The 25,583-nt window shown below is 58.5% G+C and carries 21 protein-coding genes and 1 tRNA gene; 8 read left to right on the top strand and 14 right to left on the bottom strand.

The features are described from left to right. The first annotated feature begins 427 nt into the window (after positions 1-427). Positions 428-961 (top strand): GcrA family cell cycle regulator, encoded by a 534-nt coding sequence (locus DOU54_RS21110; protein WP_113380913.1) that lies wholly within the window; start codon positions 428-430, stop codon positions 959-961. Positions 962-1,250: 289 nt separating this feature from the next. Here the strand turns inward: DOU54_RS21110 and phoB are convergent, their stop codons facing one another. From phoB to phoR, 7 genes are all read right to left on the bottom strand, one after another. After that, positions 1,251-1,934, bottom strand: a complete 684-nt coding sequence (gene phoB / locus DOU54_RS21115; protein WP_003493692.1) for a phosphate regulon transcriptional regulator PhoB — start codon at positions 1,932-1,934, stop codon at positions 1,251-1,253. Between the two features lie 30 nt (positions 1,935-1,964). Then, complete coding sequence (gene phoU / locus DOU54_RS21120; protein ID WP_004439770.1) at positions 1,965-2,690, bottom strand: phosphate signaling complex protein PhoU; 726 nt, start codon at positions 2,688-2,690, stop codon at positions 1,965-1,967. A gap of 95 nt (positions 2,691-2,785) precedes the next feature. Continuing rightward, positions 2,786-3,601, bottom strand: coding sequence for a phosphate ABC transporter ATP-binding protein PstB (gene pstB, locus DOU54_RS21125; protein ID WP_003519986.1), 816 nt, complete (start codon positions 3,599-3,601; stop codon positions 2,786-2,788). Between the two features lie 14 nt (positions 3,602-3,615). Beyond that, a complete protein-coding gene (gene pstA, locus DOU54_RS21130) occupies positions 3,616-4,935 on the bottom strand; it encodes a phosphate ABC transporter permease PstA (RefSeq protein ID WP_006698947.1) in 1,320 nt (439 codons plus the stop codon). Continuing rightward, positions 4,932-6,416: a phosphate ABC transporter permease subunit PstC gene (pstC, locus tag DOU54_RS21135; RefSeq protein ID WP_004439765.1), complete on the bottom strand. Its 1,485-nt coding sequence runs from the start codon at positions 6,414-6,416 to the stop codon at positions 4,932-4,934. Before pstC ends, pstA begins: the two co-directional genes overlap by 4 nt. A gap of 272 nt (positions 6,417-6,688) precedes the next feature. Beyond that, on the bottom strand, positions 6,689-7,723 hold the full coding sequence (locus tag DOU54_RS21140) for a substrate-binding domain-containing protein (protein WP_004439763.1): 1,035 nt from the start codon (positions 7,721-7,723) through the stop codon (positions 6,689-6,691). Between the two features lie 194 nt (positions 7,724-7,917). After that, a complete protein-coding gene (phoR, locus tag DOU54_RS21145) occupies positions 7,918-9,186 on the bottom strand; it encodes a phosphate regulon sensor histidine kinase PhoR (protein WP_113380912.1) in 1,269 nt (422 codons plus the stop codon). A gap of 230 nt (positions 9,187-9,416) precedes the next feature. Between phoR and ppk2 the strand changes: the two genes are divergently transcribed. Then, positions 9,417-10,313 (top strand): polyphosphate kinase 2, encoded by an 897-nt coding sequence (ppk2, locus tag DOU54_RS21150; protein WP_006698945.1) that lies wholly within the window; start codon positions 9,417-9,419, stop codon positions 10,311-10,313. 33 nt (positions 10,314-10,346) lie between these two features. Here the strand turns inward: ppk2 and DOU54_RS21155 are convergent, their stop codons facing one another. Then, on the bottom strand, positions 10,347-11,492 hold the full coding sequence (locus tag DOU54_RS21155) for a hypothetical protein (protein ID WP_004439757.1): 1,146 nt from the start codon (positions 11,490-11,492) through the stop codon (positions 10,347-10,349). A 253-nt stretch (positions 11,493-11,745) separates the two neighbouring features. Here DOU54_RS21155 and DOU54_RS21160 point away from each other — a divergent pair, with 253 nt between their 5' ends. From DOU54_RS21160 to DOU54_RS21175, 4 genes are all read left to right on the top strand, one after another. Next, positions 11,746-12,708 carry an NAD(P)H-dependent flavin oxidoreductase gene (locus DOU54_RS21160; protein ID WP_022555560.1) on the top strand — a complete coding sequence of 321 codons (963 nt, stop codon included), beginning with the start codon at positions 11,746-11,748 and terminating at the stop codon, positions 12,706-12,708. 136 nt (positions 12,709-12,844) lie between these two features. Next, positions 12,845-12,920, top strand: a tRNA-Thr gene (locus DOU54_RS21165). A 108-nt stretch (positions 12,921-13,028) separates the two neighbouring features. Beyond that, the gene (locus DOU54_RS21170; protein WP_004439740.1) at positions 13,029-13,187 is read left to right on the top strand and encodes a YqaE/Pmp3 family membrane protein; all 159 of its coding nucleotides are present in this window, start codon (positions 13,029-13,031) and stop codon (positions 13,185-13,187) included. 317 nt (positions 13,188-13,504) lie between these two features. Continuing rightward, a complete protein-coding gene (locus DOU54_RS21175; RefSeq protein WP_006698942.1) occupies positions 13,505-13,747 on the top strand; it encodes a DUF982 domain-containing protein in 243 nt (80 codons plus the stop codon). A 99-nt stretch (positions 13,748-13,846) separates the two neighbouring features. Here DOU54_RS21175 and DOU54_RS21180 read toward each other — a convergent pair whose 3' ends face one another. From DOU54_RS21180 to DOU54_RS21205, 6 genes are all read right to left on the bottom strand, one after another. Further along, entirely contained in the window at positions 13,847-14,239 is a 393-nt protein-coding gene (locus DOU54_RS21180) for a PRC-barrel domain-containing protein (RefSeq protein ID WP_112555918.1), read from the bottom strand. A gap of 123 nt (positions 14,240-14,362) precedes the next feature. Further along, complete coding sequence (locus DOU54_RS21185) at positions 14,363-15,244, bottom strand: helix-turn-helix domain-containing protein (protein ID WP_162719254.1); 882 nt, start codon at positions 15,242-15,244, stop codon at positions 14,363-14,365. A 109-nt stretch (positions 15,245-15,353) separates the two neighbouring features. Further along, positions 15,354-17,561 carry a TonB-dependent siderophore receptor gene (locus DOU54_RS21190; RefSeq protein WP_162749562.1) on the bottom strand — a complete coding sequence of 736 codons (2,208 nt, stop codon included), beginning with the start codon at positions 17,559-17,561 and terminating at the stop codon, positions 15,354-15,356. Positions 17,562-17,720: 159 nt separating this feature from the next. After that, positions 17,721-19,397: an ABC transporter permease gene (locus DOU54_RS21195; protein ID WP_113380911.1), complete on the bottom strand. Its 1,677-nt coding sequence runs from the start codon at positions 19,395-19,397 to the stop codon at positions 17,721-17,723. 72 nt (positions 19,398-19,469) lie between these two features. After that, complete coding sequence (locus tag DOU54_RS21200) at positions 19,470-20,486, bottom strand: extracellular solute-binding protein (protein WP_113380910.1); 1,017 nt, start codon at positions 20,484-20,486, stop codon at positions 19,470-19,472. A 147-nt stretch (positions 20,487-20,633) separates the two neighbouring features. After that, positions 20,634-21,686 (bottom strand): ABC transporter ATP-binding protein, encoded by a 1,053-nt coding sequence (locus DOU54_RS21205; RefSeq protein ID WP_113380909.1) that lies wholly within the window; start codon positions 21,684-21,686, stop codon positions 20,634-20,636. Between the two features lie 354 nt (positions 21,687-22,040). On the opposite strand from DOU54_RS21205, the gene DOU54_RS21210 reads away from it, so the two are divergent. Together DOU54_RS21210 and pgi are read left to right on the top strand one after the other, a co-directional pair. Next, a complete protein-coding gene (locus DOU54_RS21210; RefSeq protein ID WP_004439720.1) occupies positions 22,041-23,753 on the top strand; it encodes a long-chain fatty acid--CoA ligase in 1,713 nt (570 codons plus the stop codon). A gap of 110 nt (positions 23,754-23,863) precedes the next feature. Then, on the top strand, positions 23,864-25,489 hold the full coding sequence (gene pgi, locus DOU54_RS21215; RefSeq protein ID WP_022555553.1) for a glucose-6-phosphate isomerase: 1,626 nt from the start codon (positions 23,864-23,866) through the stop codon (positions 25,487-25,489). The last annotated feature ends 94 nt before the right edge of the window (positions 25,490-25,583 follow it).

The following is a 25,583-nucleotide window of genomic DNA, read 5'->3' on the forward strand; positions in this document are numbered from 1 at the left end:
TGTATCACTCCTTGCGCGGATGCGCTGTCAGACGGTTGTCAATAGGCTTCAAGGGTTATCCCTCGCCTGAAAATCAAAAATGCCGCCTCGCGGCGGCAGGGGCACTATTGTCACTTCGCTTGCCGATGTCAACAAAAGTCCGTATTTCCTAGGCTTCTCAAGCCCTAGTAGGTGGCAGGTCGCAAGGCCCAAGGTGTTGCCTTTCTGACTCAACTCGCCAGCAAGTTGGGGAAAACCGGAAAATCGATTCGAGATGATTCCCGCGACTCTTGCCACGGAGTCTGCGTGGCACTAGGTTAATCGCTAATTACTAGACTGCATTGCGGCGGAACTAGTCACCAAAAATCAGGCAGAAACCACGCTCGCGGCATGCCCGCGAGACGGAGAAGGATTCTGTCGAAATACGCGCGAAAAGCGGAGAAGCGGCATGAACTGGACAGACGAGCGGGTCGAGAAACTCAAGAAATTGTGGGCCGAAGGTCTGAGCGCCAGCCAGATAGCAGCTCAGCTGGGCGGCGTCAGCCGCAATGCCGTGATCGGCAAGGTCCATCGTCTTAATCTGCCCGGACGCGTCAAGGCTGGCGGCCCGGTGACGTCGGCGCGTTCTGCGCCCAAGCGGACTGCTGCACCTGCCCCGCGCACGGCGAATTTCGCTGGCCGCGTCAACGCTGCACCTGCTCGGATCCTGACCCGCGCCAACGCGGCGACCGCTCTTCAGGAAGAGGTTGGCATCGAAACTGCGGAAATTCTCGATTACGTTCCTTCCAGAAACGTCGTTACTCCGATCTCCCGCCGGCTGACGCTGACGGAACTGACGGAGCGCACCTGCAAGTGGCCGGTCGGCGACCCCCTGAAAGATGATTTCCATTTCTGCGGCTGTGAAGCGCTGGAATCTTCGCCTTATTGCAAATTCCATGCGAAACTCGCCTACCAACCGGTCAGCGAGCGCCGCAAGGCTTGAGTGTTGCGGCACACATTTGACACTCAAAAACTACGGGCCTTCGGGCCCGTTTTTTTGTGACAAAATACCGCGCTTCCCGGACAGCGACAGCAGAACATCAAGGCTTATTCATCGTCGTCGGGTTTCGCCCCTCAATCGAATTTCGGTGGACTCTCAACCGCTCGTCAAAGAGATGAAATTATCGTGCTTGCGGAAGGTTCAAAATAAAAAGGCCCGACACCAGACCGGTTTCGGGCCTTTTTATTTTGGCGGAACGTCATGCTGAGGGGAACCCTCAGTTCGGTTCCGATCAGGCTTCCATCGAATATCCGGCACCGCGCACGGTGCGGATGACATCCTGCATATGGGAAAAATTGAGCGCCTTGCGCAGACGTCCGACATGCACGTCAACCGTCCGCTCATCCACATAGATATCGTGACCCCAGACGCCGTCCAGCAATTGCGAACGGGAGAACACGCGGCCCGGAGAGGTCATCAGGAATTCCAGCAGGCGGAACTCCGTCGGACCGAGACGCACCTCGCGGCTTTTGCGGTGAACGCGATGCGTCTCGCGATCCAGCTCGATATCGCCGCACTTCAGCACCGAAGACAGAACCTCCGGACGGGCCCGGCGCAGCATGGCCTTGACGCGGGCCATCAGTTCCGGCGTGGAAAACGGCTTGACCACATAATCGTCCGCGCCGGTGGCGAGGCCGCGAACCCGTTCGCTTTCCTCGCCGCGCGCCGTCAGCATGATGATGGGAAGGCGCTCGGTTTCCGGCCGCATCCTGAGCCTACGGCACAGCTCGATACCGGAAACGCCGGGAAGCATCCAATCCAGGATGAGCAGATCCGGAATACGTTCCTGCAGCCTGATCTCTGCCTCGTCTCCACGGGGTATGGTGTCGACGTCATATCCCTCAGCCTCGAGATTGTAACGAAGCAGGACGCTCAGCGCTTCCTCATCTTCCACAACTGCAATCTTGGGCACCATATGCTAACTCCGCAAGCCGCTGCTTGTCTGTTACTCGGTCACCGAACCGAGCGTGTTGGAACTGTCGTCCTTCGGACGCTCGCCTTCCGGCTGGCTGCCGGTGGTCATGTAATAGATCGTCTCGGCGATGTTGGTGGCATGGTCACCGATGCGCTCGATATTCTTGGCGCAGAACAGAAGATGCGTGCAGGTGGTGATGTTGCGCGGATCTTCCATCATGTAGGTCAGAAGCTCGCGGAAGAGCGAGGTATACATGGCGTCGATTTCCTCGTCGCGCTCGCGAATGGCATTGGCCTTTTCGGCGGAACGTGTCGAATAGACGTCAAGGACTTCCTTCAGCTGCACCAGCGCCAGCTCCGACAGGTGCTCTATGCCGCGGGCGAGTTTGCGCGGCACGCCCGTTCCGGCGACCGCGATGACGCGTTTTGCGGTGTTCTTGCCGAGGTCGCCAACGCGTTCGAGGTCGGCGGCGATCCGTAGGGTGCCGATGATTTCGCGAAGGTCTGCCGCCATCGGCTGGCGCTTGGCGATGGTGACGATGGCCTTGTCGCCGATCTCTCGCTCGGAATGATCGAGGATAGCGTCATCGGAAATGACCTTCTGGGCAAGCGCGGCGTCGGAATTGACGAGCGCACGCACGGCGTCGGCACACATCTGCTCGGCGAGACCGCCCATCTCGGCGATGCGTCGCGTCAGGAACTTCAGTTCGTCATCATAAGCAGACAGAATATGCGAATGGGTCGTTGTCTGGTTCACGGTCTATTCCTCCGGCTTGGCCTCGCATGCGACCGCCCGAAGCGGGGCCGCAGCGGCACCAGTCTTGTTGGGTTGCGATAAAGCGCCGGCCGCGATCAGCCGAAGCGGCCCATGATGTAATCCTGCGTGCGCTGGTCATCCGGATTGGTGAACATCTTGTCGGTTTCATTTTCCTCGACAAGGTGACCGAGATGGAACATGGCCGTACGCTGGGAAACACGTGCCGCCTGCTGCATGGAGTGCGTGACGATAACAATCGTATAATTGGTGCGCAGTTCGTGGATCAGTTCCTCGACCTTGGCAGTGGCGATCGGATCCAGCGCCGAGCAGGGTTCGTCCATCAGGATCACTTCCGGGCTGACGGCAACGGCGCGTGCAATGCACAGACGCTGCTGCTGACCGCCGGAAAGACCGGTGCCGGATTCGTGCAGGCGATCCTTAACCTCGTTCCAGAGACCCGCCTTCTGAAGGCTCTGCTCAACGATCTGGTCCATATCCGCCTTGTTGCGGGCGAGACCGTGAATGCGTGGACCGTAGGAAATGTTTTCGTAGATCGACTTCGGAAAAGGGTTTGGCTTCTGGAACACCATGCCGACGCGGGCGCGCAACTCCACGACGTCAATCGCCTGATCATAGATATCGTCGGTGTCGAGCGTGATCTTGCCCGTGACCCGGCAACCGTCGATCGTGTCGTTCATACGGTTCAGGGTACGCAGGAAGGTGGATTTGCCGCAGCCGGACGGGCCGATAAGCGCGGTTACCGTATTTTCGCGAACGTTGAGGTTCACGTCGTAAAGCGCGCGTTTTTCGCCGTAATAAACCGAAACGTCCTTGCCGATCATCTTGTATGAGACTTCATTCATTTTCTTGTCCAGCGCCTTTTCAACTGCTGCTTCCGACAACATGTTCATTGCTCAATCTCCCTTTACCAGCGCCGTTCGAAGCGGCGACGCAACAGGATTGCGCCAACATTCATGACGATAAGGAACAAAAGCAGGATGATGATAGCGCCTGAAGTCCTTTCGACAAAGGCGCGCTCCGCTTCATTCGCCCACATGTAAATCTGCACCGGCAGGGCCGTGGACGGGTCCATCGGCGTTGTCGGGTAATTTGCTACGAATGCCACCATGCCGATCAGCAGCAGCGGCGCAGTTTCGCCCAGCGCGTGTGCGAGGCCGATGATGGTGCCGGTGAGGATGCCGGGCATGGCGAGCGGCAGCACGTGGTGGAAGATCGTCTGCATCTTGGACGCGCCGAGGCCCAGGGCGGCGGCGCGGATTGACGGCGGCACGGCTTTCAGGGCAGCGCGGGTCGCAATGATGATCGTCGGCAGGGTCATCAGCGTCAGGACGAGGCCGCCGACCAGCGAGGCCGAGCGCGGAAAGCCCATGAAGTTGATGAAGACGGAGAGGCCGAGCAGACCATAAACGATCGAGGGAACAGCCGCGAGATTGTTGATGTTCACCTCGATGAGATCAGTCAGACGGTTCTTCGGAGCAAACTCCTCAAGGTAGATCGAAGCTGCAACACCGATCGGCAGCGACAGCACCAGCACGATCAGCATCATGTAGAAGGAGCCGATCAGCGCCACGCCGACACCCGCCGCTTCGGGACGGCTCGAGGCGCCGTTGATGAAGATGCCGGTATTGAAATGCTTGCCAAGCTGCCCGCTTTCGGCGAGTTGGTTCATCCAGCCGAGCTGCTGGTTCGAGATACGGCGATTGGCTTCATCCGCCGTCAGATCGACCTGGCCCTTGAAGGCGCTGTCGACGTCGCCCGAGGCCAGCAGCGTCACCGTGCGGGTGGTGCCGATAACGGCGGGGTCGGCAACGACGATATCGCGAAGCTGCGTACGTACGCTATCGGAGATCAGAAGGTTGACGGCGCGAAGACCGGTGCGGTCCGTTGGCGCGACGCCCAGAACCTTGGCAACCGCATCACGGGCAAGAACGGGATAATTGGCCGTCATAAGCTTGGCCGGATTGGTGGCACGCTCGTTCTTGGGATCGATGATCTGTTCGGAGAACTCGACCGGAACGGTGATCATCGTCTGCTGGAACGCGGTGTAACCCTTGGAGACAACCGAGAAAAGCAGAAGGAAGAGAAAGATGAGGCCGAAGGAAATCGCTGCCATGCCATAAGCACGGAAACGGCGTTCCGCGGCATAACGGCGCTTGATGCCGATATCACGACGCGTCGCCTTGACGGCGTTCGCACCAGCTGCGGGAGAGGCGATGTCGGTCATTCATATTGCTCCCGGTATTTGCGCACGATGTAAAGCGCGTAGATATTCAGGCAAAGCGTGATGGCGAAAAGCGTGATGCCAAGCGCAAAGGCAACCAGCGTCTGCGGTGAGGTGAATTCAAGGTCGCCCGTCAACTGGCTGACGATCTTGACCGTCACCGTGGTCATGGGCTCGAAGGGATTAAGCTGCAGTCGGGCAGCGACACCTGCCGCCAGAACCACGATCATGGTTTCGCCGATGGCGCGCGACGCCGTCATCAGCACGGCGCCGACGATGCCGGGAAGAGCAGCCGGAAGAATGACCCTCTTGATGGTTTCGGAGCGCGTGGCGCCAAGTCCGAGCGAACCATCGCGCAGCGAACGCGGCACGGCGGTGATGATGTCATCCGACAGCGACGACACATAGGGGATCAACATGATACCCATGACGAAGCCGGCGGTGATGACACTCTGCGCCTGGATGAAGTTGGCGTAGTTACCCGTCGCCAGCCCGTTGATCTGCGCAGAAATGTCTCTGAGGAAAGGACCGACCGTCGTCAGCGCGAAAAAGCCGTAGACGATGGTGGGGATGCCGGCGAGCACCTCGAGCAGCGGTTTTGCCACCGAGCGCAGGCGGGGTGAAGCATATTCCGACATATAGATCGCCGAAAACAGTCCGACGGGAACGGCAACCAGCATGGCGACGAAGCCGATATAAAGTGTGCCGGCAAGCAGCGGGATCAGGCCGAACTGTCCCGATGAATCGGTCGCACCGGCAGCCGCAAAACGCGGATCCCACACCGTGCCGAAGAAGAACTGGTGAGCCGGAACCATGTTGAAGAACTGGATCGCTTCCGTCAGCATCGACAGAACGATGCCGATCGTTGTCAGGATAGCGATGGAAGATGCGACAAGAAGAGCGCCGAGAATGACCTTTTCGACCTTGTTGCGTGCCCGGAAGCGCGGTGCAATCGCCCGCAGCGCATAGGTGGCGCCGCCAAGCGCGGCCAGCAGCACGACAGCGATCATCGCAAGACGGCTCGTGGCGGTCATGGTGTTCAGCGTTTGGGCGGCGTCAACCATGAACCGTTCCGGATCACCGGCAATCGCCACGCCCTTGGATGCAAGCAGAGGCCTCACCGCGCTTGTGTCCGCATCGACCTGCGCCGTTTCTTCCGGTGTCAGCCGCTGAAGGCCGCGGGCGATGGAGGTTACCATGCCGTAGGTCAGGCTCTGCTGCGCCTCGGATTGCGCCCGGATGTCTTCCGGGAAATCGCCGCGGACCGCTGACGTCACGATGAGCGGGCTGATAATCAGCCAGACGCTGAGAATGAACGCCGCGGGCAGTACCGCCCAGACGACCGCGTATGAACCGTGATAACCGGCTCGGGAATGCATGCTGGAAGGACGCCCACCAGACAGGGCAACGGCACGGCGGCTGCCGAGCAGATAACTGCCGATGCCGATCAGCGCCAGTATCAGCAAAAGGATCGATGTGTTCATTAGAGTTCCCTCGGCGTGCCGCAGGAGCACGGTGCGATATAGGGCAAATCAAAAAGTCATCAAAACGAGACCGCTGGACCATCCCGGAATGCCTGCCAAGTGACTGTATCAAAGTCCGGCAAGCGTCAAGGTTGATACATCCTATCCATCTGTAATCCATAGACAATCATGTGGACGACGATGAATAGGAACTGTCAACCGGAGACATTCGCCCAAGCGGAGAGGCACCGGATGGTATGAGGGGCGCGGCAGGCCGCACCCCTCCTTCTTCATTACATCGTGGAACCGGCCGAGAACTTGGCACGGATTTCTTCGCGCTCTGCGTCCGGAGCGGCAACCAGGCCGTAATTTGCGAGCGGGGAATCCGGGCCGATCATTTCGTCGGAAACGAAGAACTCGACATATTCCTTAAGGCCCGGGATAACGCCCAGGTGAGCCTTCTTCACGTAGAAGAACAGCGGGCGGGAAACCGGGTACTTGCCGCTGGCAACGGTTTCAGTGGACGGAACAACGCCCGAAACGGTTGCGACCTTCAGGCGGTCGGCGTTGTTTTCATAGAAAGCGAGGCCGAAGACGCCGAGGCCGGTCTTGTTGGCGTCGATGCGAGCGAGCGTCTCGGTGTAGTCGCCGTCGATGTCGACTGCAGCGCCGTCCTTACGGACTGCTACGCACTTGGCAGCAGCCTGCTTGGCGTCGGTGATCAGCGTCTTGATGACGTCGGTCGCCTTGGCTTCCTTGCAGCCGTCAGCCATGATCTTCTCTTCGAAGACTTCGCGGGTGCCGTGCTTGGAACCCGGGATGTAAGCGGCGATCGCTACATCCGGCAGTTCCTTGTTGATTTCCGACCACTTCTTATAGGGGTTGGCAACGAGCTTGCCGTCCTTGACGATTTCAGCGGCGAGAGCGAGGTAAAGGTCCTTCGGCTCAAGCTTGATGTCCTTGTTGGAAGAATCCATTGCGAAGACGATACCGTCGTAACCGATCTTCACTTCCTGAACGTCGGTAACGCCAGCAGCCTTACAGGCGGCCAGTTCGTCGCTCTTGATCTTGCGCGATGCGTTGGCGACGTCGATGGTGCCTTCGCCCACGCCCGAGCAGAACGCCTTCAGACCACCACCCGTGCCGCCCGACTCGACGACCGGAGCCTTGAAGTTCGGGAAGGTTTCGGCAAAAGTCTCGGCAACGATCTTGGCATAAGGCAGAACCGTGGAGGAACCGGCAACCTGGATCTGGTCGCGAGCAGCGGCGGCGCCAGCGAAGGCGACAGAAGCCACCAGAGCTGCTGCGGAAAATTTAACGAAGTTCATTTGTCTCTCCCGTCGTGGGCTTGTTTGTGGACGCAGCCGATAGCGGCACTCGCTCTTAGCATGCGCTCGGCGACCTCTTCTTAACCACCGTAGCCCCATCCTTTTATGTCACTTCGATGAAAGATTTGTGACAAGCTAAATAATTGATTTAAAATGCAAATTTACGTGATATTTTGTATGTACGGGTATTTATGTCAGAATCTGACGGTAAAATCCGTGCCGCTGCCCAGTTCAGATTTAATGATGAGCCGAGCGCGGTGGCGGGTGAGAATGTGCTTCACGATGGCAAGACCAAGCCCCGTTCCCTTTTTGGAGCGGCTGTCGGCGACGCTGACGCGATAAAACCGTTCCGTCAGACGCGGCACATGTTCGGCCGGTATGCCCGGCCCCCGGTCGACGACGCTCACCTCTACCGGTTTGCCGGGCTCAGCCCGCAGCCAGACATCAACAATCTTGCCTTCCTGGCCGTATTTGCATGCATTTTCCACGAGGTTCTGGAATACCTGCACCAGTTCGTCGCGATCTCCCTGCACCTCCGCAGGACCATCCGGCAGATGCAGGGTGATATCGACATCGAGTTCGTTGGCAAGCGGCAGAAGCGTATCGCGCACATGGCCTATGACGGGAACGAGATCGACCTTCTGATCCGGCGCGATATTGGCGCGCAGCTCCAGCCTCGAAAGGGACATGAGGTCATCCACGAGCCTGCTCATGCGGGTTGCCTGATCGAGCATGATGGCGAGGAAACGCTCCTGCGCCTTGGGATCGTTGCGCGCCGGCCCCTGCATGGTTTCGATGAAACCGCGCAGGGAAGCCAGCGGAGTGCGCAGTTCATGGCTGGCATTGGCGACGAAATCGCTGCGCATGCGGTCGATGCGGCGAAGTTCCGAGACATCGCGGAATGACAGGATGTAGAAAAGCGGGCCCGCCCCCTCGCCCATATCCGCACGGGCGATACGGACGATGAAGACCCGTTCCGAGGGGAAACGCTCGGAATGTTCGACCTGATTGGGCTCACCGGTGGTGATGGTTTCGCGAATGACATCCAGCAGGCCCGGCGAGCGCAGCCTTGCGGAAATATGCGCCCCGGCGGGAAGCTGACCAAACGCCCGTTCGGCCGCGCCGTTCTGAAACAGCACGCTGGCATTCTTATCGAGAATGAAAACGGGCGTATCCAGCACGGCAAGGCCCGCCCTGACGCCGGAAATGACACTTTCAGCCGGAACATCAGGCTCATCCACCTGTCCGGCCGCGTTTTTGGCCTTTTCGGAAAAGGCCGGTTTTTCGCGAACGGCCAGAATGGCGATGACCGCGCAGAGCCAGAGGACGGCCAGCATATAGGGCGTGTGCAAATCGGAAACTGCCACGATGGCGAGCATGCTGACGACGAGCACAGGCAGCCAGTTCCGGCCAAGCTTCTTTGCCAAAAGCCTTAATCCACCATCGCCTTCCATGACTGCCATTTCAGCCTGCTTTCCACTCTCGCTCGACAGCGCATCGAAATCTCATAGGCCAGCTTCATGACAGAGATTCATCACCGCATATTTTCCACAGCGTATATGTGCAAATTCCACGCTGCAATCGTCACACCGCCACAGCTTTCTCAAGCAATCCTCTTTCGCTTGAATTCTGCCGGGCGATGTGAACTCATTGGCGGCGAGTTGCCTTTACACAACAACAGCCGGAGGAAACCATGGCCGATGAAACGAAGAAGCGGACAGTCGAGATTACCGTTGGCGGAAAGCTGCGCAGCTTTGACATCGACGATCCGGTTCTTCCCGACTGGGTGGAGGAAAACAAGCTCTCGGCCGGCAATTTTCCCTATGACAAGAAAATGAAGCGCGAGGAATACGATGCCGCGCTGGAGGCGCTGCAGATCGAGCTCGTGAAGGTCCAGTTTTGGCTCCAGGCCACAGGCAAGCGGGTCATGGCAGTTTTCGAGGGCCGCGATGCGGCCGGCAAGGGCGGCGCCATCTTCGCGATCCGGTCTTATCTCAACCCACGCTATGCCCGCGTCGTGGCGCTGACCAAGCCGACGGAAACCGAGCGTGGGCAATGGTATTTCCAGCGCTATATCTCGCATTTTCCCACGGCAGGCGAACTGGTTCTGTTCGATCGCTCCTGGTACAATCGGGCCGGAGTGGAACCGGTGATGGGTTTCTGCACCCCCGAGGAACATAAGCGCTTCCTCAAGGAAACGCCGCGCCTGGAAAAGATGCTCGCCCACGAGGACATCCACTTTTTCAAGTTCTGGCTCGATATCGGACGGGAAACGCAGATCGACCGTTTCCACGATCGCCGCCATAGCCCGCTGAAGTGCTGGAAACTTTCGGACATGGACATAGCCGCGCTGACGAAGTGGGACGACTACACGCAAAAGCGCGACGAGATGCTGGAAAAGACCCATACCGATGTCGCGCCCTGGACGGTGGTACGCGCCAATGACAAGCGCCGGGCCCGGGTCAATCTCATCCGCCACATTCTCAATTCGCTGGACTATGAAGGCAAGGACAAGAAGGCGATCGGCGAGATCGACAATAAGATATTGGGGGCGGGCCCGAATTTTCTCGGAAAAGCCGAAGAGAAATGAGGAGAGCCGCCTTTGGCGGCTGCTCGTACCCTTTTACTGACCCGGCAGGATGCGCACGGAATAAAGGTTGACCGGGCGGCCGCTGCCATCGATATCGCTATTGATGAAAATCCTGCCCGGCGCGTTGGGGGCCAGCGAACGCTCGAATGTCGCGTTCAGCAGCATGTCGGCGCGCTCGGCCGTGGCCGTAAAGCGGTGGCGCGAACAATCGCCCAAGGTAGCGAAATCGCATGCGACGGACACCTGTGTCTGCCGGTCACTGGAGGATTGCAGGGTAATGGATATGGTCGAGGATTTCCCGGCCATGTCCCGCATCACTTCGACTGGAACCTCGATGCTGACGGCGCCATCCTGCGCCACGCTCCTCGACGTCACCCGAATTGCCTTGCCGGCGGGCGTTGCGATATTTTCGACATTGGCGCGTGGACCTGCCGAAACTCCGGAATTACCGCGCTCGGCGTTAAAAACCTCGACCCAGTCGTCGGAAAAACCACGCCCGGCCGATAGGCTCGGGGCGGGTTCGGCGCCATTAAAGTCCTCTGCCTGCACCTGCGCCGGCGGATTGGGCACGCTGGTATCCCGCTGTTCCGGAGAGAGCAGGACACCCGAGGAATAGGCCCACCAGGCGCCGAAACCGACAAAGGCCAGAAGCGTGACATAGATGAAAAGCCGGGCAAAAAGCCCGCGGCGCTTGCGGCGACCAACAGCACCTTCGGGGCGGAAGGCAAGCGATGCGTCAGCCGCGCTGGAACCTCTCCTCGATGGTTTTCCGCCGCGCCGGCCTGGTCGGGGGGATTCCGGGGCCGTGGCGGCACCGGGTCGCGCATCGCGCGTTTCACCGCGCAGTTCCGGCTCGACAGCCACTTCATCCCGATGGGGCGGCTGCGAAACGGGATAGACGGAATCATCATCCTGCGCCGCGCTTTCCTGCACGGGCGGTCGCAATTGCTGCTCCACCCTGTCCAGAAGCCGGTTGCGTTCCTCGTTCTCGATGAGGTGGATCAGGCTTTCAAGCCGCTGGCGCTGCTGGGCAACAATCTGCGGGTCGTCGATGCCCTGCTTGCGCAGGCCCGCTTCCAGCGCCTGACGGGACGATTGATAAATACGTGCACGAACTTCGGCGTTCGATCTGTCCGATTTTTCCAGAGCATTTCTGATTGCCGTTTCCAGTCCGCTCACGACCGATCCTTGTTCTAATGCGCTTTGCAAAATATGCGGCGCTGCGCCATGGGTTCACGATTCGGTAACGGCTATGCCGCCCCTCCGCAAGCATCGTTTGTGATAAAGACCGGATTGTCTTGGGGAAAATCGATCTATTGTGGCGCTACGAACGCAGGTTCGGCGACGCCTCGCGTTACTGTTTTCGCTTCCAATCCAACATCGAACACGATAATGACTTACGTGCGCGTAAACGTAATCTGGGGGAGGAGCCATGCTACCGTCCGTACTGAAAGACAATCTGCGTCTTCCGGTCATAGCGTCACCATTATTCATCATTTCGCACCCGCAACTGACGCTGGCGCAATGCAAGGCGGGCGTCATCGGCGCTTTCCCGGCGCTGAATGCGCGGCCGGAAAGCCAGCTCGATGAGTGGCTGGCGATGATCACCGAAGAGCTTGACGCGCACAACCGGGCCAACCCGGATCGTCCGGCCGCGCCTTTCGCGGTCAATCAGATCGTGCATATGTCCAACCGGCGACTGGAACATGATCTCGGCCTTTGCGTGAAATATAAGGTCCCGGTGGTTATTTCCTCGCTCGGTGCCGTGCCGGAAGTCAATGCGGCCGTGCATTCCTATGGCGGCATCGTCCTGCACGATGTCATCAACGATCGCCATGCAAGGTCGGCCATCCGCAAGGGCGCGGATGGGCTGATCGCCGTCGCGACGGGCGCCGGCGGCCATGCGGGCACACTTTCTCCCTTCGCTCTCGTGCAGGAAATCCGCGAGTGGTTCGATGGCCCGCTGCTGCTTGCCGGCGCCATTGCCAATGGCGGCTCCATCCTCGCGGCACAGGCGATGGGCGCGGACATGGCCTATATCGGCTCCCCTTTCATCGCCACGCAGGAGGCCCGCGCATCCGAAGCCTACAAGCAGGCAATCGTCGATGCGCAGGCCAAAGACATCGTCTATTCGAACTATTTCACCGGTGTTCACGGCAATTATCTGAAAAGTTCGATCGTCGCCTCCGGCCTCGACCCCGACAAGCTGCCGGAAGCGGATCCCTCAAAGATGGATTTCGAATCGGCTTCCGGCGGCGCAAAAGCCTGGAAGGACATATGGGGCGCGGGCCAGGGTATTGGCGCGGTCAAGGCGGTGGAGCCGGTAGCGGCTCTGGTTGATCGGCTGGTCCAGGAATACGAGGTTGCGAGGGGCCGCATCTGCGCCTTAGCCTGATACGCCCCTTAAACATTGGACAGGCAAAGCTTTTTGCGGAAATTTCAAAAGCCACGCATTCAAGGCTTGAAATCCGTCGGCATTGCCTGTATCAGCCCGCCATGAAGCTGATCCGTGACAGACGGATCACAACCGGGCCGCTTTAGCTCAGTCGGTAGAGCACATCATTCGTAATGATGGGGTCACGTGTTCGAGTCACGTAAGCGGCACCATTTTCAAACAAAAATCCATCTCAAAAAGCACGTCCGTGCTTAAGTGAAACCAAACCGCCCCACACACGTTCTCCGGCTGGTCAACAGTCAACCGGAAGGCCTGTCATCGTGGACGTCATTCGTATTCTCATCGCCATCATCCTGCCGCCGGTTGGTGTATTTCTCCAGGTCGGACTGGGGCTGCACTTCTGGCTCAACATTCTTCTGACGCTGTGCGGTTATGTGCCCGGCATCATCCACGCGATCTGGGTGATCGTGCGGAGGTGACGTTCCGCACCGCGTGACGATGGAATGTCCGCAATTTTTTAGCACGTGATTAAATTATCATGTGCTTCTGGAACCGCATCTTCTCCTTCACGTTATGGTGATGACATAGACAAGGAGAAAATCATGAACCAGATCATCTACATCGTCGGCCTCGTCGTTATCGTCCTGGCGATCCTATCGTTTTTCGGCTTCCGCTGATCACCGTTGTCAATTCCATTGCTTGCGCTTATCCTAGGCGGCAGTGACACAGGACAGCGTTCATGGGTTGCTCCGCTGTCGGGTTTGTTTCGGGATCGCGTTGCTCTGGGAGGTGCACGATGAAGAACGAGAGATGGACAGAGCCTGTTGAGGTCAATCTGGATGCGAACGGCAAGAGTGTCGTCGCCGGCCCATTCGAAGCACTGACATTGTTGACCGAAGGCTGGCCAAATCGGCGCGGATTGAGTTTCGTGAGAGCCAGAAGTGCCTGCCGCGCTGCACTAGACGGGCGAAAATCGCCGGAGGAAGCGCGTAAGTGCTTCACAGATGCGGTTTCCGACATGCAGAAGAACCCACATTAATACAGAAAAAACGGCTCCTACAGGAGCCGTTTTCGTCAGGCGTTTCCGGCTGAAGATGAGCCGAAAACGCCACAATGCCCATTGGCAAGATTATTCGCCTTACATCCAGTAGGGGGCGACGCCGTAATAGTCGTAGACCTTACGATCCCTTGCGTTCAGCAATTCGTCATCATCGAGATTGGCGAAATGCGGGGCATTTTCGATCTGTTCCTTCGTCAGGTCGATGCGGTAGCCGTCGAGCTCTTCGTCGTAATGCAGCTTCTCCCACGGCAGCGGATAATAATCGTCGCCAATGCCGAGAAAACCGCCGAAACTCAACACCGCATAGGCTACGCGGCCGCCGCGCTTCTCAAGAATGATGCGCTGGATCGAGCCGATATGCTTGCTGTCGGCGCCATAAACGCGGGTGCCTTCAACCTTGTCGCTGGCGATGAGGCTGGGCGTGTCCTTCACATAGGGGTCCTGGCCGGCGCGGGGTTCCTGATGCAACATGATAGTTTCCTCCTTGATTTCCTCAATGGGTCACGTCTGTAAACCCGTCGCCGGAGAAATCGTTCCGGTGCGTTTCAGATGCCGTCAGGGAATTTTTTGGAGAAAGAACGGAACAAAAGGCAGCTACTGGCGGCTCCTCTGCCAGACCGAGGGGGACACCCCGACCATCTTTCGAAAGACGCGGGAGAAGTGCGCCTGATCGGAAAATCCGGCTGCGATGGCAATGTCGGTAAGCGCCATCTCGGTTCGCATCATCAGATCCTTGACCCGATCAATACGCGCCTGCATCTGCCACTGGTGCGGCGGGACGCCGGTGGAGGCCTTGAAGGCATGGCTGAAATGGGATTGCGACAGGTTTGTAAGTTCCGCAAGTTCCTCCAGACGGATCGACCGAAGGCAATGTTCGCGAATATAATCCGTCGCCGCCCTCAATTGCCAGGCGGCGAGCTTGCTGCGCTTTTTGACCGGCTCCCGCCTCACTTTCAGAAAATCCGTCAGCAGCGCCAGCACGAGGCTCTCGCCATAGAGATCGTGCAGCGGATCGGGATTGTCGCATTCGGCTGCGATCAACCGCGCCAGCGCCAGCAGGCGCTCATCCTCGAACATCAGATGCGGGTCGAGCAAACCGTGCGGATCGAAACCCTGCACCAACCGAGCCCCCAGCAGTCCAGCGTCGAAGTGCAGATCGAGGTGGCGGAGGAAGGAAACGTTGCTCAACTCCGCATGCACATCCAGATCGGCAGGCACGAAGGAAATACGGTTCACCTCGGAGGCAATATACTTGTCGCGGCGGCAGCCGTTCATGACGAACCTGCCATCATCCTTTCCATCCATCTCCAGCAGAAAAACAAAACGCGGGTCCTTGCCGACATAACGTCCACCTGCTTTCGGTGCACAACGCACGTCCCAGAGATCGGCAACGATGCCGTTCCAGACCCTTGAGCGCGGGCCGCCTATAACGGCAAAACCGTCGATCTCATTTTCCATCCGCACGCGGAAAGCCATGGCTTCTCGATCCCGCAGGGCGCGCCATGGCGCCACTATAACATGATAAGTTTATTCATGTTTATAGTGGCAAACCAATTTTCCCGCAACTGCGGCCTTTGACCAGGCCTTACCACTTCTTGGAAAGCTTGAAGGTGATGGTTCGGCTGTCACCCCAGCCACAGACGGAGACACCGGCGCAGCCCTTGACGTATTCTTTGTCGAAGACATTGGCGACGTTGATGGATGCGGTCCAGTCGTCCTTCTGGTAACGGACCGCGGCATCGAAAACAGCGGCGTCAGGAACGCGCAATGTATTCGCCGCATCCGCCCAGGATTTGCCCTGATAGCGCACGCCACCGCCGATGCTCAGTCCGTCAAGTGTATCCGTGGTGAAAGCATAGTCCAGCCACAGCGACGCGGTATGGGCGGGCACGATCCATGGCGATTTGCCAATGAGATTTGGATTGGCATCGCGGGTAATGTCGATATCGGTGTAGGAATAGGAGGCGAGTGCCTTCCAGTTTTCATTGAGATTGGCTTTGGCCTCCAGCTCGAAGCCGGTGGATTCGACCTGTCCGAACTGGCCGCTGGTGGTCACCCCACCCGCCGTATACGACACGATAGCATTATCCTTGACCAGTTTGAAGACCGAGGCGGTGATGCTGCCATCGAAGAACGTCGGCTCGTATTTGATGCCGGCTTCGAACTGGTGGCCTTCTTCCGGCACGGCGGGTGTGCCGTCTGCAAGCGTATCGATAAGCGGATTAAAGAAGGTGGCGGCGGAGACGTAGGGCGTCAGGCCATTGTCGAATTCGTAGGCAAGGCCGGCGCGGCCGCTCAGCGCGTCGTCACTGGAGCGGCGGGACAGGCCCGTCGGCAATCTGTTGTTCAGCTCCGTATCGACATAGTCGTAACGGCCATTCAGCGTCACAAGCCAGCCATCTCCGAACCGCAGCTGGTCCTGCGCATAAATGCCGATCTGCTGTTGGGTCACGATGTTATCGGCATAAACGAAATTCGTTCCCTGCGCCGAACCGTAAACCGGATTGAGCGCGCCGATCGCATTCGACCCGCAGCAGGCCTGCACCTGATCCAGCCGGTAATATTTATAGTCCAGACCAAAGAGCAGTGAATGGCTGACAGCGCCGGTATCGAACTGGCCTTCCACTCGGTTATCCACACCGAAGCTATCGACCTTCGACACGCCGTCGTAACCGAAGCGGGTCAGCATATAGTCCTTGGTGATCGGATCGAGTCTCGGCTGGCCGTTGGCATCGGCATTTGCCCAGCCGCCGGGATAGGGCCCGGTCTCGTGCTTGTACAGATGCCCATAGCGGGCGTTCTGACTGATCTTCCAGCCAGTGTCGAATTCATGGCTGACCTCGTAGCCCACCATCGATTGATAGACGCGGCCGTTATCAAGGTCCGGCTCACCATAAAAGGCTTCACGGTTGAGCTTGCCGAAGGGCGCGTCGGCCACGGTGCCGACATAAGGCAGGAAACCGTTGCCCACATGCACCTGGTCAAGCGCCGAAAAATACCCATAGAGCGTGGCGCTTGTCTGCGCATCCGGCTCGAAAGTGACTTGCGGCATGATGAAGCCGCGCAAATCCTCGGAGTAATTCGTATAGTTGTCGCCGCCCGAGACCTTGCCGGTGACGCGGTATTTCCATACGCCCTCATCATCCACCTTGTCGCCGAGATCGAAACCGAAGAAAGCGTTGCCGAAATTATTGATGCCGATTTCCGTTTCGCGAACGGGTTCCTCCTGGGTGCGCTTGCGGATCATCTCAACGATGCCACCGGGATTGGCGCCGCCGTAGAGCACCGACGCAGGCCCCTTCAGGACTTCAACCCGCTCCAGACCATAGGCATCCATCTGGAAACCGCCGAAACCGTAACTGAACAGGTTCAGCCCATCCAAAAACACCCCAGTCTGGGTGGCCTGAAAACCGCGAATGTAAAACCAGTCTGTATCCGGATCCGTGCCAAAGGGCTCCGCCGTCACGCCTGGGGTATACCGCAACACCTCGTCGATCTTCGTCACCGCGCCGCGGTCGTTCATTTCCTGGCGGCCGACGACCGATACGGATTGCGGAATATCTCTGGTTTCCGTTTCGGTTTTTGAACCCGTCGCGCTTTTCTTCGCGACGTAGCCCCGGACGGGGCCAGTTGCGTTTTCCGCGCCCTGCCCGTCAACGGTAATCTGCTGAAGGACGGTTGTGTCCTGCGCGTGCACCATCGCAGGCGCCAGCAAAACTACGGCAGCCGTTCCCAAAGCCAGATGGCGCAAAAACATCCCATGCAAATTTTTCAAGATATGCCCCGAAAACATCGCGACCATATTGATATCCCAAGGGTCGCAGCACCTCAATTAAGCTGAGTGTTTACATCAGGATTAAGGCCCGATGCTTGTCGTTTTCTGGGTGGATTTGAAGCTTATTGGCCTCTTGCACAATTTTTCGCCCGCAATTTATCCGGCGGAGCTTCGATGTCAGCTCTTGCGCCGGCCGATCCTTGCAAGTTGCATGACCGGAAGCATGCCGATGACGACGATTGCCAAGGCTGCGATGGCCGCCTCCTCGTAGGTGCCACGCGCCGCTTCGCCATAAAGATGGGTGGCAAAGGTTTCGAAATTGAGCGGCCTCAACAGGAGCGTAGCGGGAAGCTCCTTGACGCAATCCACGAAGATCAGCAGTGCCGCAGCCGCAAGTGAGGCCTTGGAAAGCGGAAGATGGACGTGTCGGAATGTCTGCGTTGCGGATCGCCCGAGCGTTCGCGAGGCGTGATCGAAGGACTGCGGGATGCGGCTGAGGCCAGCATCCACCCCACCAGCGGCAATGGTAAGGAAACGTGCGGAATAGGCGTAGATCAGCGCGGCGCCACTGCCGATGAAGATGAGGCCTGTCGATAGGCCGAACCAGTCGCGCATGGTCTCGTCGACAAAGCGGTCAAAGCCGCCGAGCGCGATCAGGACGCCGATGGCGATGACCGTTCCGGGGGCAGCATATCCCACCGTCGAAAGACGATAGGACCAGAGCGACAGGCGGCCCGGCGCAAGGCGCATGGCGTAAGCGACGACAAGGCCGAGGATGAGGGTGATCACCGTCGCCACCCCGGCAAAGACGATGGTGTTCAGGGCCTCATCGGCAAAACGGGGGGACAATCCGTTGAAACGAAACCGCTTCCATGCCTCGGTGACGAGATAGCTGGCTGGCGCCATAAAACCGATCAGGACCGGCAAGCTGCCCAACAAGAAAGCGGCCCAACCCTTCAGGCCATTGAGCCGCAGCGGCTCCAGTTGCCTGCTTTTCTGCGCAGAGACCGCGTAGCGCTGCTTGCGTCGCGCCCAGCGCTCAAGCGCCACGAGGGCGACAACGATGAACAGCATGGAAAGTGCAATCTGCGCTGCACCCGGCAGGTCGGATTTCGTGACCCAGGTGGTGTAGACGGAGACGGTGAGTGTGCGGACGCCAAGAAATTCGGACGCGCCGATATCGTTCAGCGCTTCCATCAAGGCAAGGCTGACGCCGACCGCAATCGCCGGGCGCGCCAGCGGCACCGCTACCTTGAAGAAAGCCGCACGTCTGGAGACTCCGAGCGTGCGCGCCGCTTCCAGCAGGTTGCCTGCCTGCGTGAGGAACATGGCGCGCACGGGAATATAGACATAGGGAAACAGCACGAAGCCCAGAAGGACGATGCATCCGGTCATGGACCTTATGTCCGGAAGACGGAATTCACGCGGGCTGGAATAGCCGAGCAGCCAGCGGATCGCGCCCTGCACAGGCCCGATGGGATGCAGAATATCCAGATAGGCGTAAGCGACGATATAGGTGGGCATGGCCAGCGGCAGCAGCAGCGCCCATTCCAATATTTTGCGGCCGGGAAAATCATAGGCGGTGACCAGCCAGGCGGCACAGGTTCCGACGATACCTGCCAGCAGCCCGACACCGGCAAGAAGGATCGCCGTATCCGGAAGCGCCGTCCAGAGCACGGTTGAGCCCAGATGCGACCAAAGGCCATCAGAACCCTGCAACGCCTGCGAGACAAGCGCCATAACCGGAACCATGGCGCTGCAAACCGCCAGCACTGAAAGGCACAGCCACCAGAAGGAGGATGAAAATCTGGCTCGGGCACGAGGTGACAATGGCTGGGTGGCGTCTGGGTTCATGTGCTTCTGGAAAATACGCGGAAAGGCGCCCGCAATTGCGAACGCCTTTCACATGTTATCGCTGATTGGCCTTTACTTGTCGAAACCGACCTTGTCGACCAGCTCGCTCGCCTGCTTGCGATGCGATACGATTTCCGTCAGCGGCTTGTTATCGATCTTCAGCGTGCCGAACGAAGCGACGATCTCGTTGAGAGCCGCGCCCTGCTTGACCGGATATTCGTAGTTGGCCTCGGCATAGATCTTCTGGGCTTCGTCGGAAACGAGATATTCCAGAAGCTTGACAGCTTCCGCCTTGTTCGGCGCATTCTTCGCCACGGCTGCGCCGCTGATATTGACCTGCGTGCCGCCATTCTTGAAGGTCGGCAGAACCACCTTGATGGCGTCGCCCCACTTCACCTGCTCCTCGCCGCCCTTGCCCGAGCGCATCAGGCCGACATAATAGGAGTTGGCGATACCGATATCGCAAATGCCGCCGAGGATGTCCTTGGCGACATCGCGGTCACCGCCACCTGCCTTGCGGGCGAGGTTTTCCTTGACGCCGGCAAGCCACTTCTCGGTGTCTTCAGCGCCATAATGGGCGATGTAGTCCGCAAACAGCGCCGTATTGTAGGGATGCTGTCCGGCGCGAATGCAGACCTTGCCCTTCCACTTCACATCAGCGAGATCTTCATAATTGAAGGAAGCGAGATCGAGGTCCTTGGCTGCATACAGAACGCGGGCTCGCATGGAAAGCGCGAACCAGTGACCCTTGGCATCGCGCAGTTCAGCGGGGATCGCCTCGCTCAGGGTCTCGGATTCGACCGCCTGCGTTACGCCCTTTTCAGCGAGATCGACAAGATTGCCGGCGTCCACCGTCATCAGAACGTCAGCCGGCGAACTCGCGCCTTCGCTCAGAACACGCTCCGCAAGGCCGTCCTTCAAAAACACGGTATTGACCTTCACGCCGCTCGAAGCGGTGAAGGAGTCCAGGAGGGGCTGAATGAGGCCCGGCTCGCGGGTGGTATAGATATTGAGTTCAGCGGCATTGGCTGCGCCGGCTGCACAGGCAACCGTGCTAGCAAGCAGGGCGAACCCGGTAAATTTCTTCATGTTTTGTCTCCCTCTCCGATAACGGCAATAGGGGGAGCAGACATCATACATGATGATACAAATCAAGTTTTATTTCGCCATTTTCCGCCGCATTTTGATCACCAAGAGTTGAAAACGTGCAGAAAAAGAACATGCAAATGCGATCATTCAACTTGAGGTAAATATCAGCACGCCCTTCGGATCAATTCCGAAGCGTATCGCCCGCGTCTTGGCGGCTGTACGCTGCATTGTTCTGACGCGAAGATCAGCTGGTAATCCGGGCACGGCGATGCCGAGCTGTTCGATCTCCCCCAAGAAGACCCGGCTCGATATTTCGCCAGTGATACCTTCTTTCGCGGCGTCTTCGATAATCGAAATCGCATTGGGCCGAACATAGGCAACCGCCGCGAGGCCATCGGGCAGATCGGAGGCATCCCCCAGCAGGCCAAGCGGCGTTTCCACGCGACCCTGCCTTACCCGTCCTTCAATCTTGTTGAAGGCGCAGAAAAAATCAGCGGCATAGCGGGTCTTGGGATGGTCGTGGATTTCGTAACCCGTGCCGCTTTGCACGATCCGTCCGCGCTGCATCAGAACCACGCGATCGCCCGCCGAAAGCGCTTCTTCGGGATCGTGAGTAACCATGATTGCCGTCGTACCCAGCTGGCGTAGAAGACCTAGCGTCTCTTCGCGCACATCGTCACGCAATCCCCTGTCCAGATTGGAAAAAGGCTCGTCCATCAGCAGAAGGCCAGGCTGCGGGGCGAGTGCACGGGCAAGCGCGACGCGCTGCTGCTCACCGCCCGACAGCGTATGGGGATAACGTTTCGCAAGTTCCTTGAGATGCACATGTTCGATCATCTCCGCAGTGCGCGCCCGGGCCTGCGCTTTCGGCAGCGAGCGGAGGCCGAACATGACGTTCTGCTCGACGGTAAGATGTGGGAAGAGCGCATAATCCTGAAATACGAAACCGATATTGCGCTTTTCGGGCTCGATGAAAGCTCCAGACCCGGCCACGACAGCGCCGTTCAGGGAAACGCTGCCTTTATCGGGTGTCTCCACGCCTGCGATGATACGCAGCAAGGTTGATTTTCCGCAGCCGGAACGCCCTACAAGACAAATGATCTCACCGCTTTCGACGGACAGATCGATGTCGGACAATACATCCGTATCGCCGAATTTCTTGCCCACCGATTTCAGTTCTAGCGCTGCGCTGCCTGCCATTTCCAATCCTGCCTTGCTTTGCGAATTATGTTGATCGCTCAAATCAGGATTAAAGTCAAAAAAGACCGGGAAAATGCGTTTTCCATCACGAGTTGGCGAGATGTGCGGCAGCAATATTGACGTTTACGTTAGAGTTAAATAGGTTTCGCCGACAAGATGGACGTCAAGGGATTACGCGTCTATCATTCGTCACCGGGGAGCGGGAGGAGCAGTCGATCCGGTGACGTCACAAGTGGTTCCCTCACGCCGGCAGATGCCGGCAGGTGCGGGAGCCTCGTGAACATCAGGCAGCCGAAAGCGCTGTTCACGCGTTCCACAGAATGCGCGGCGCGAAGAGACTCTGGGAGGAGCAGCATGAGTGAATTGTCCCTGGGACACCCGCAGAACGCCGTCATTGGGAAGCGCTGGCTGTCTTCCTATCCGCCGGGCGTTCCTTCCGAAATTCCCGTATCGACCAATGCCTCCCTCGTCGATCTTCTCGAAAAGAGCTGTGTGCAGTTTGCCGACCGGAAGGCCTTTTCCAGCATGGGAAAGTCGCTGACCTACCGGGAACTGGACGCTGAAACCCGAGCCGTCGCCGCCTGGCTGCAGTCCAGAGGACTGGAAAAGGGCGACCGGGTTGCCGTGATGATGCCGAACATCCTGCAAAATCCGGTTGCGGTCTATGGAATCCTGCGGGCAGGCATGGTGGTGGTCAATGTCAATCCGCTTTACACACCGCGCGAGCTGGAACATCAGCTGAAGGATTCCGGCGCGAAGGCGCTTTTCGTGCTGGAGAACTTTGCACATGTGGCGCAGCAGGCGGTGCCGAAAACCGCGGTGCGGCACGTGGTCGTCGCGGCGATGGGCGATCTTCTCGGCCTCAAGGGACATATCGTCAATCTGGTGGTCCGCAAGGTCAAGAAACTGGTGCCCGCCTATACCATTCCCGGCTCCATCAGCTTCAAGGCGATGCTGAAGGAAGGTCAGGGATTTTCGCTGAAGCCGGTCAGCCTCACGGCGCAGGACATTGCTTTCCTTCAATATACCGGGGGCACGACGGGTGTATCCAAGGGTGCGGTTCTCACGCATGCCAACCTTCTGGCCAACAAGCTTCAGATCAGCCTGTGGCTGGACGCCGCCTTCAACGGCCAAAAGGATCGCCCGGAAGTTCTCAACTTCATCTGCGCGCTGCCGCTCTGCCACATCTTCGCCTTGACGGTGAATTCGCTGATGGGCATTGCGCTTGGCGGCCACAATCTGCTGATTGCCAATCCGCGCGATATTCCCGGTTTTGTGAAAGAATTGTCGCATTATCAGCCGCATATTTTCCCCGGCATCAATACGCTTTTCAACGCGCTGATGAACAACGAGGATTTCCGCAAGCTCGATCTGTCGTCGCTCATTCTGGTTCTCGGCGGCGGCATGGCGGTGCAAAGGCCTGTCGCGGAACGCTGGCTTTCCATCGTCGGCTGCCCCATTGCGGAGGGCTACGGCCTCTCCGAGACATCGCCGGTTGCCACCGTCAACCGCCTCGATTCCACGGAGTTCAGCGGAACCATCGGCTTGCCGATCTCTTCCACCGAAATCGATATTCGCGACGAGGACGGCAACAGCCTGCCCACCGGAGAGGTCGGAGAAATCTGCATTCGTGGGCCGCAGGTGATGGCGGGTTATTGGCAGCGGCCGGACGAGACGGCAAAGGCGATGACATCAGACGGCTTCTTCCGTTCCGGCGACATGGGCTTCATGGATGAACGCGGTTATACCAAGATCGTCGACCGCAAGAAGGACATGATCCTCGTCTCCGGCTTCAACGTCTATCCGAACGAGGTGGAGGAAGTGGCCGCCAGCCATCCAGGCGTCCTGGAATGCGCCGCCATCGGCGTTCCGGACGAGCACTCCGGCGAAACCGTCAAGCTTTTTGTGGTCAAGAAGGACCAGTCGCTCACGGAAGCGGAACTCAAGGCGTTTTGCGCCAAGAACCTGACAAACTACAAGCGGCCGAAGATCATCGAGTTCCGTACCGAGCTGCCGAAATCGAATGTCGGCAAGATCCTGCGGCGCGAATTGCGCAATCTGAACTGAACGAAATCGAGCCGGGTGACCGGCTCTTTTCTTTTATCGAAGCCGCCTTGATTTGGCCGCCTGAAAAAGAATAGTTTCCTCATCCTTCCACGGAAGCCGAGGAGCACAAGATGCAGGCCACCATCGAAAAACTGAAAGCAACGGCGAGCAGCACAGCCGCAACCGATCTTCGCGCCGCCTTTGCGGCCGATGACAAGAGATTCAGCCGTTTCAGCGCCAAGTTCGATGACCTGCTGATGGATTATTCCAAGTGCGCCGTGAATGAAGAGATCGTCACGCTTCTCGAACAGCTTGCACAAGAAGGCGGCGTCGAGGCCAAGCGCGAGGAGATGTTCTCCGGCAAGGCGATCAATTTCACCGAAGACCGTGCCGTCCTGCATACCGCGTTGCGCAATCGCGCCAACACGCCGGTTCTCGTTGACGGCAAGGACGTGATGCCCGATGTGAACGCGGTTCTGTCTGCCATGGGCAAGTTTGCCGATGCCATCCGTTCCGGTTCGCTGAAGGGCGCGACCGGTAAAAAGATTACCGATGTCATCAATATCGGCATTGGCGGTTCCGACCTCGGCCCGGTCATGGCGACGCTGGCGCTGGCACCTTTCCATGACGGCCCGCGGGCGCATTTCGTCTCGAACATTGATGGCGCGCATATCGCCGATACGCTGAAGCTCATCGACCCCGAGACGTCGCTCTTCATCGTGGCGTCGAAGACCTTCACCACCATCGAGACGATGACGAACGCCGCCACGGCGCGCCGCTTCATCGCCGAAAAGCTGGGTGAAGACGCCGTCAAGCATCACTTTGCCGCGGTTTCCACAGCGCTGGACAAGGTTACCGCCTTCGGCATCGAAAGCGACCGCATCTTCGGTTTCTGGGACTGGGTTGGCGGCCGTTACTCGATCTGGTCTGCCATCGGGCTGCCGCTGATGATCGCCATCGGTCCGGATAATTTCGGCAAGTTCCTGGATGGCGCCCACGCCATGGATCGCCACTTCCGCGAGGCGCCGGTCCGTGAAAATCTGCCGATGTTGCTCGGCCTGATCGGTTTTTATCACCGCAACGTACTGAATTACCCGACGCGGGCGATCCTGCCCTATGACCAGCGGCTCTCGCGTTTCCCGGCTTATCTGCAGCAGCTGGACATGGAATCAAACGGCAAGGGTGTGACCATCGACGGCACGCCGGTCGAAGGCCAGTCCGGCCCGGTTGTCTGGGGCGAGCCCGGCACGAATGGTCAGCACGCCTTCTATCAGCTGATCCACCAGGGCACGAGCGTCATCCCGGCGGAATTCATGATCGCAGCCAACGGTTTCGAGCCCGAACTGCGCCACCAGCACCAGCTTCTCATCGCCAATTGCCTGGCGCAGTCGGAAGCGCTGATGAAGGGACGGACGCTGGCTGAGGCAAAAGCCCAGCTCACCTCCAAGGGCGTGGATGACAGACATGCGGATTTCATTGCGCCGCACCGTGTCTTCACCGGCAATCGTCCGTCCATCACCTTCGTCTACGACAAGCTGACGCCATTCGCGCTTGGCCGCCTGATCGCGCTTTACGAACATCGCGTCTTCGTCGAAGGCGTGCTGTTCCGCATCAACTCCTTCGACCAATGGGGCGTGGAGCTTGGCAAGGAACTGGCGACCGGCCTGCTTCCGGTCGTCGAAGGCAAGGAAAGCGCCGCTGGCCATGACAGCTCTACGCAGGGCCTGGTGAAGGCGCTGGCGGGTCTGGCGGGGTAAGTTCTGCAATATTGATCAGAGCCGGGAGGATACTTTCGGCTCACAATCGACTAGCAAAAGCTGTCACGAGGCTGATAAGCAAGGTTGCTAAGCC

Origin of the sequence: Agrobacterium sp. MS2 (genome assembly GCF_003261015.1) — a bacterium.
GTDB classification, from domain to species: Bacteria; Pseudomonadota; Alphaproteobacteria; order Rhizobiales; family Rhizobiaceae; genus Agrobacterium; species Agrobacterium pusense.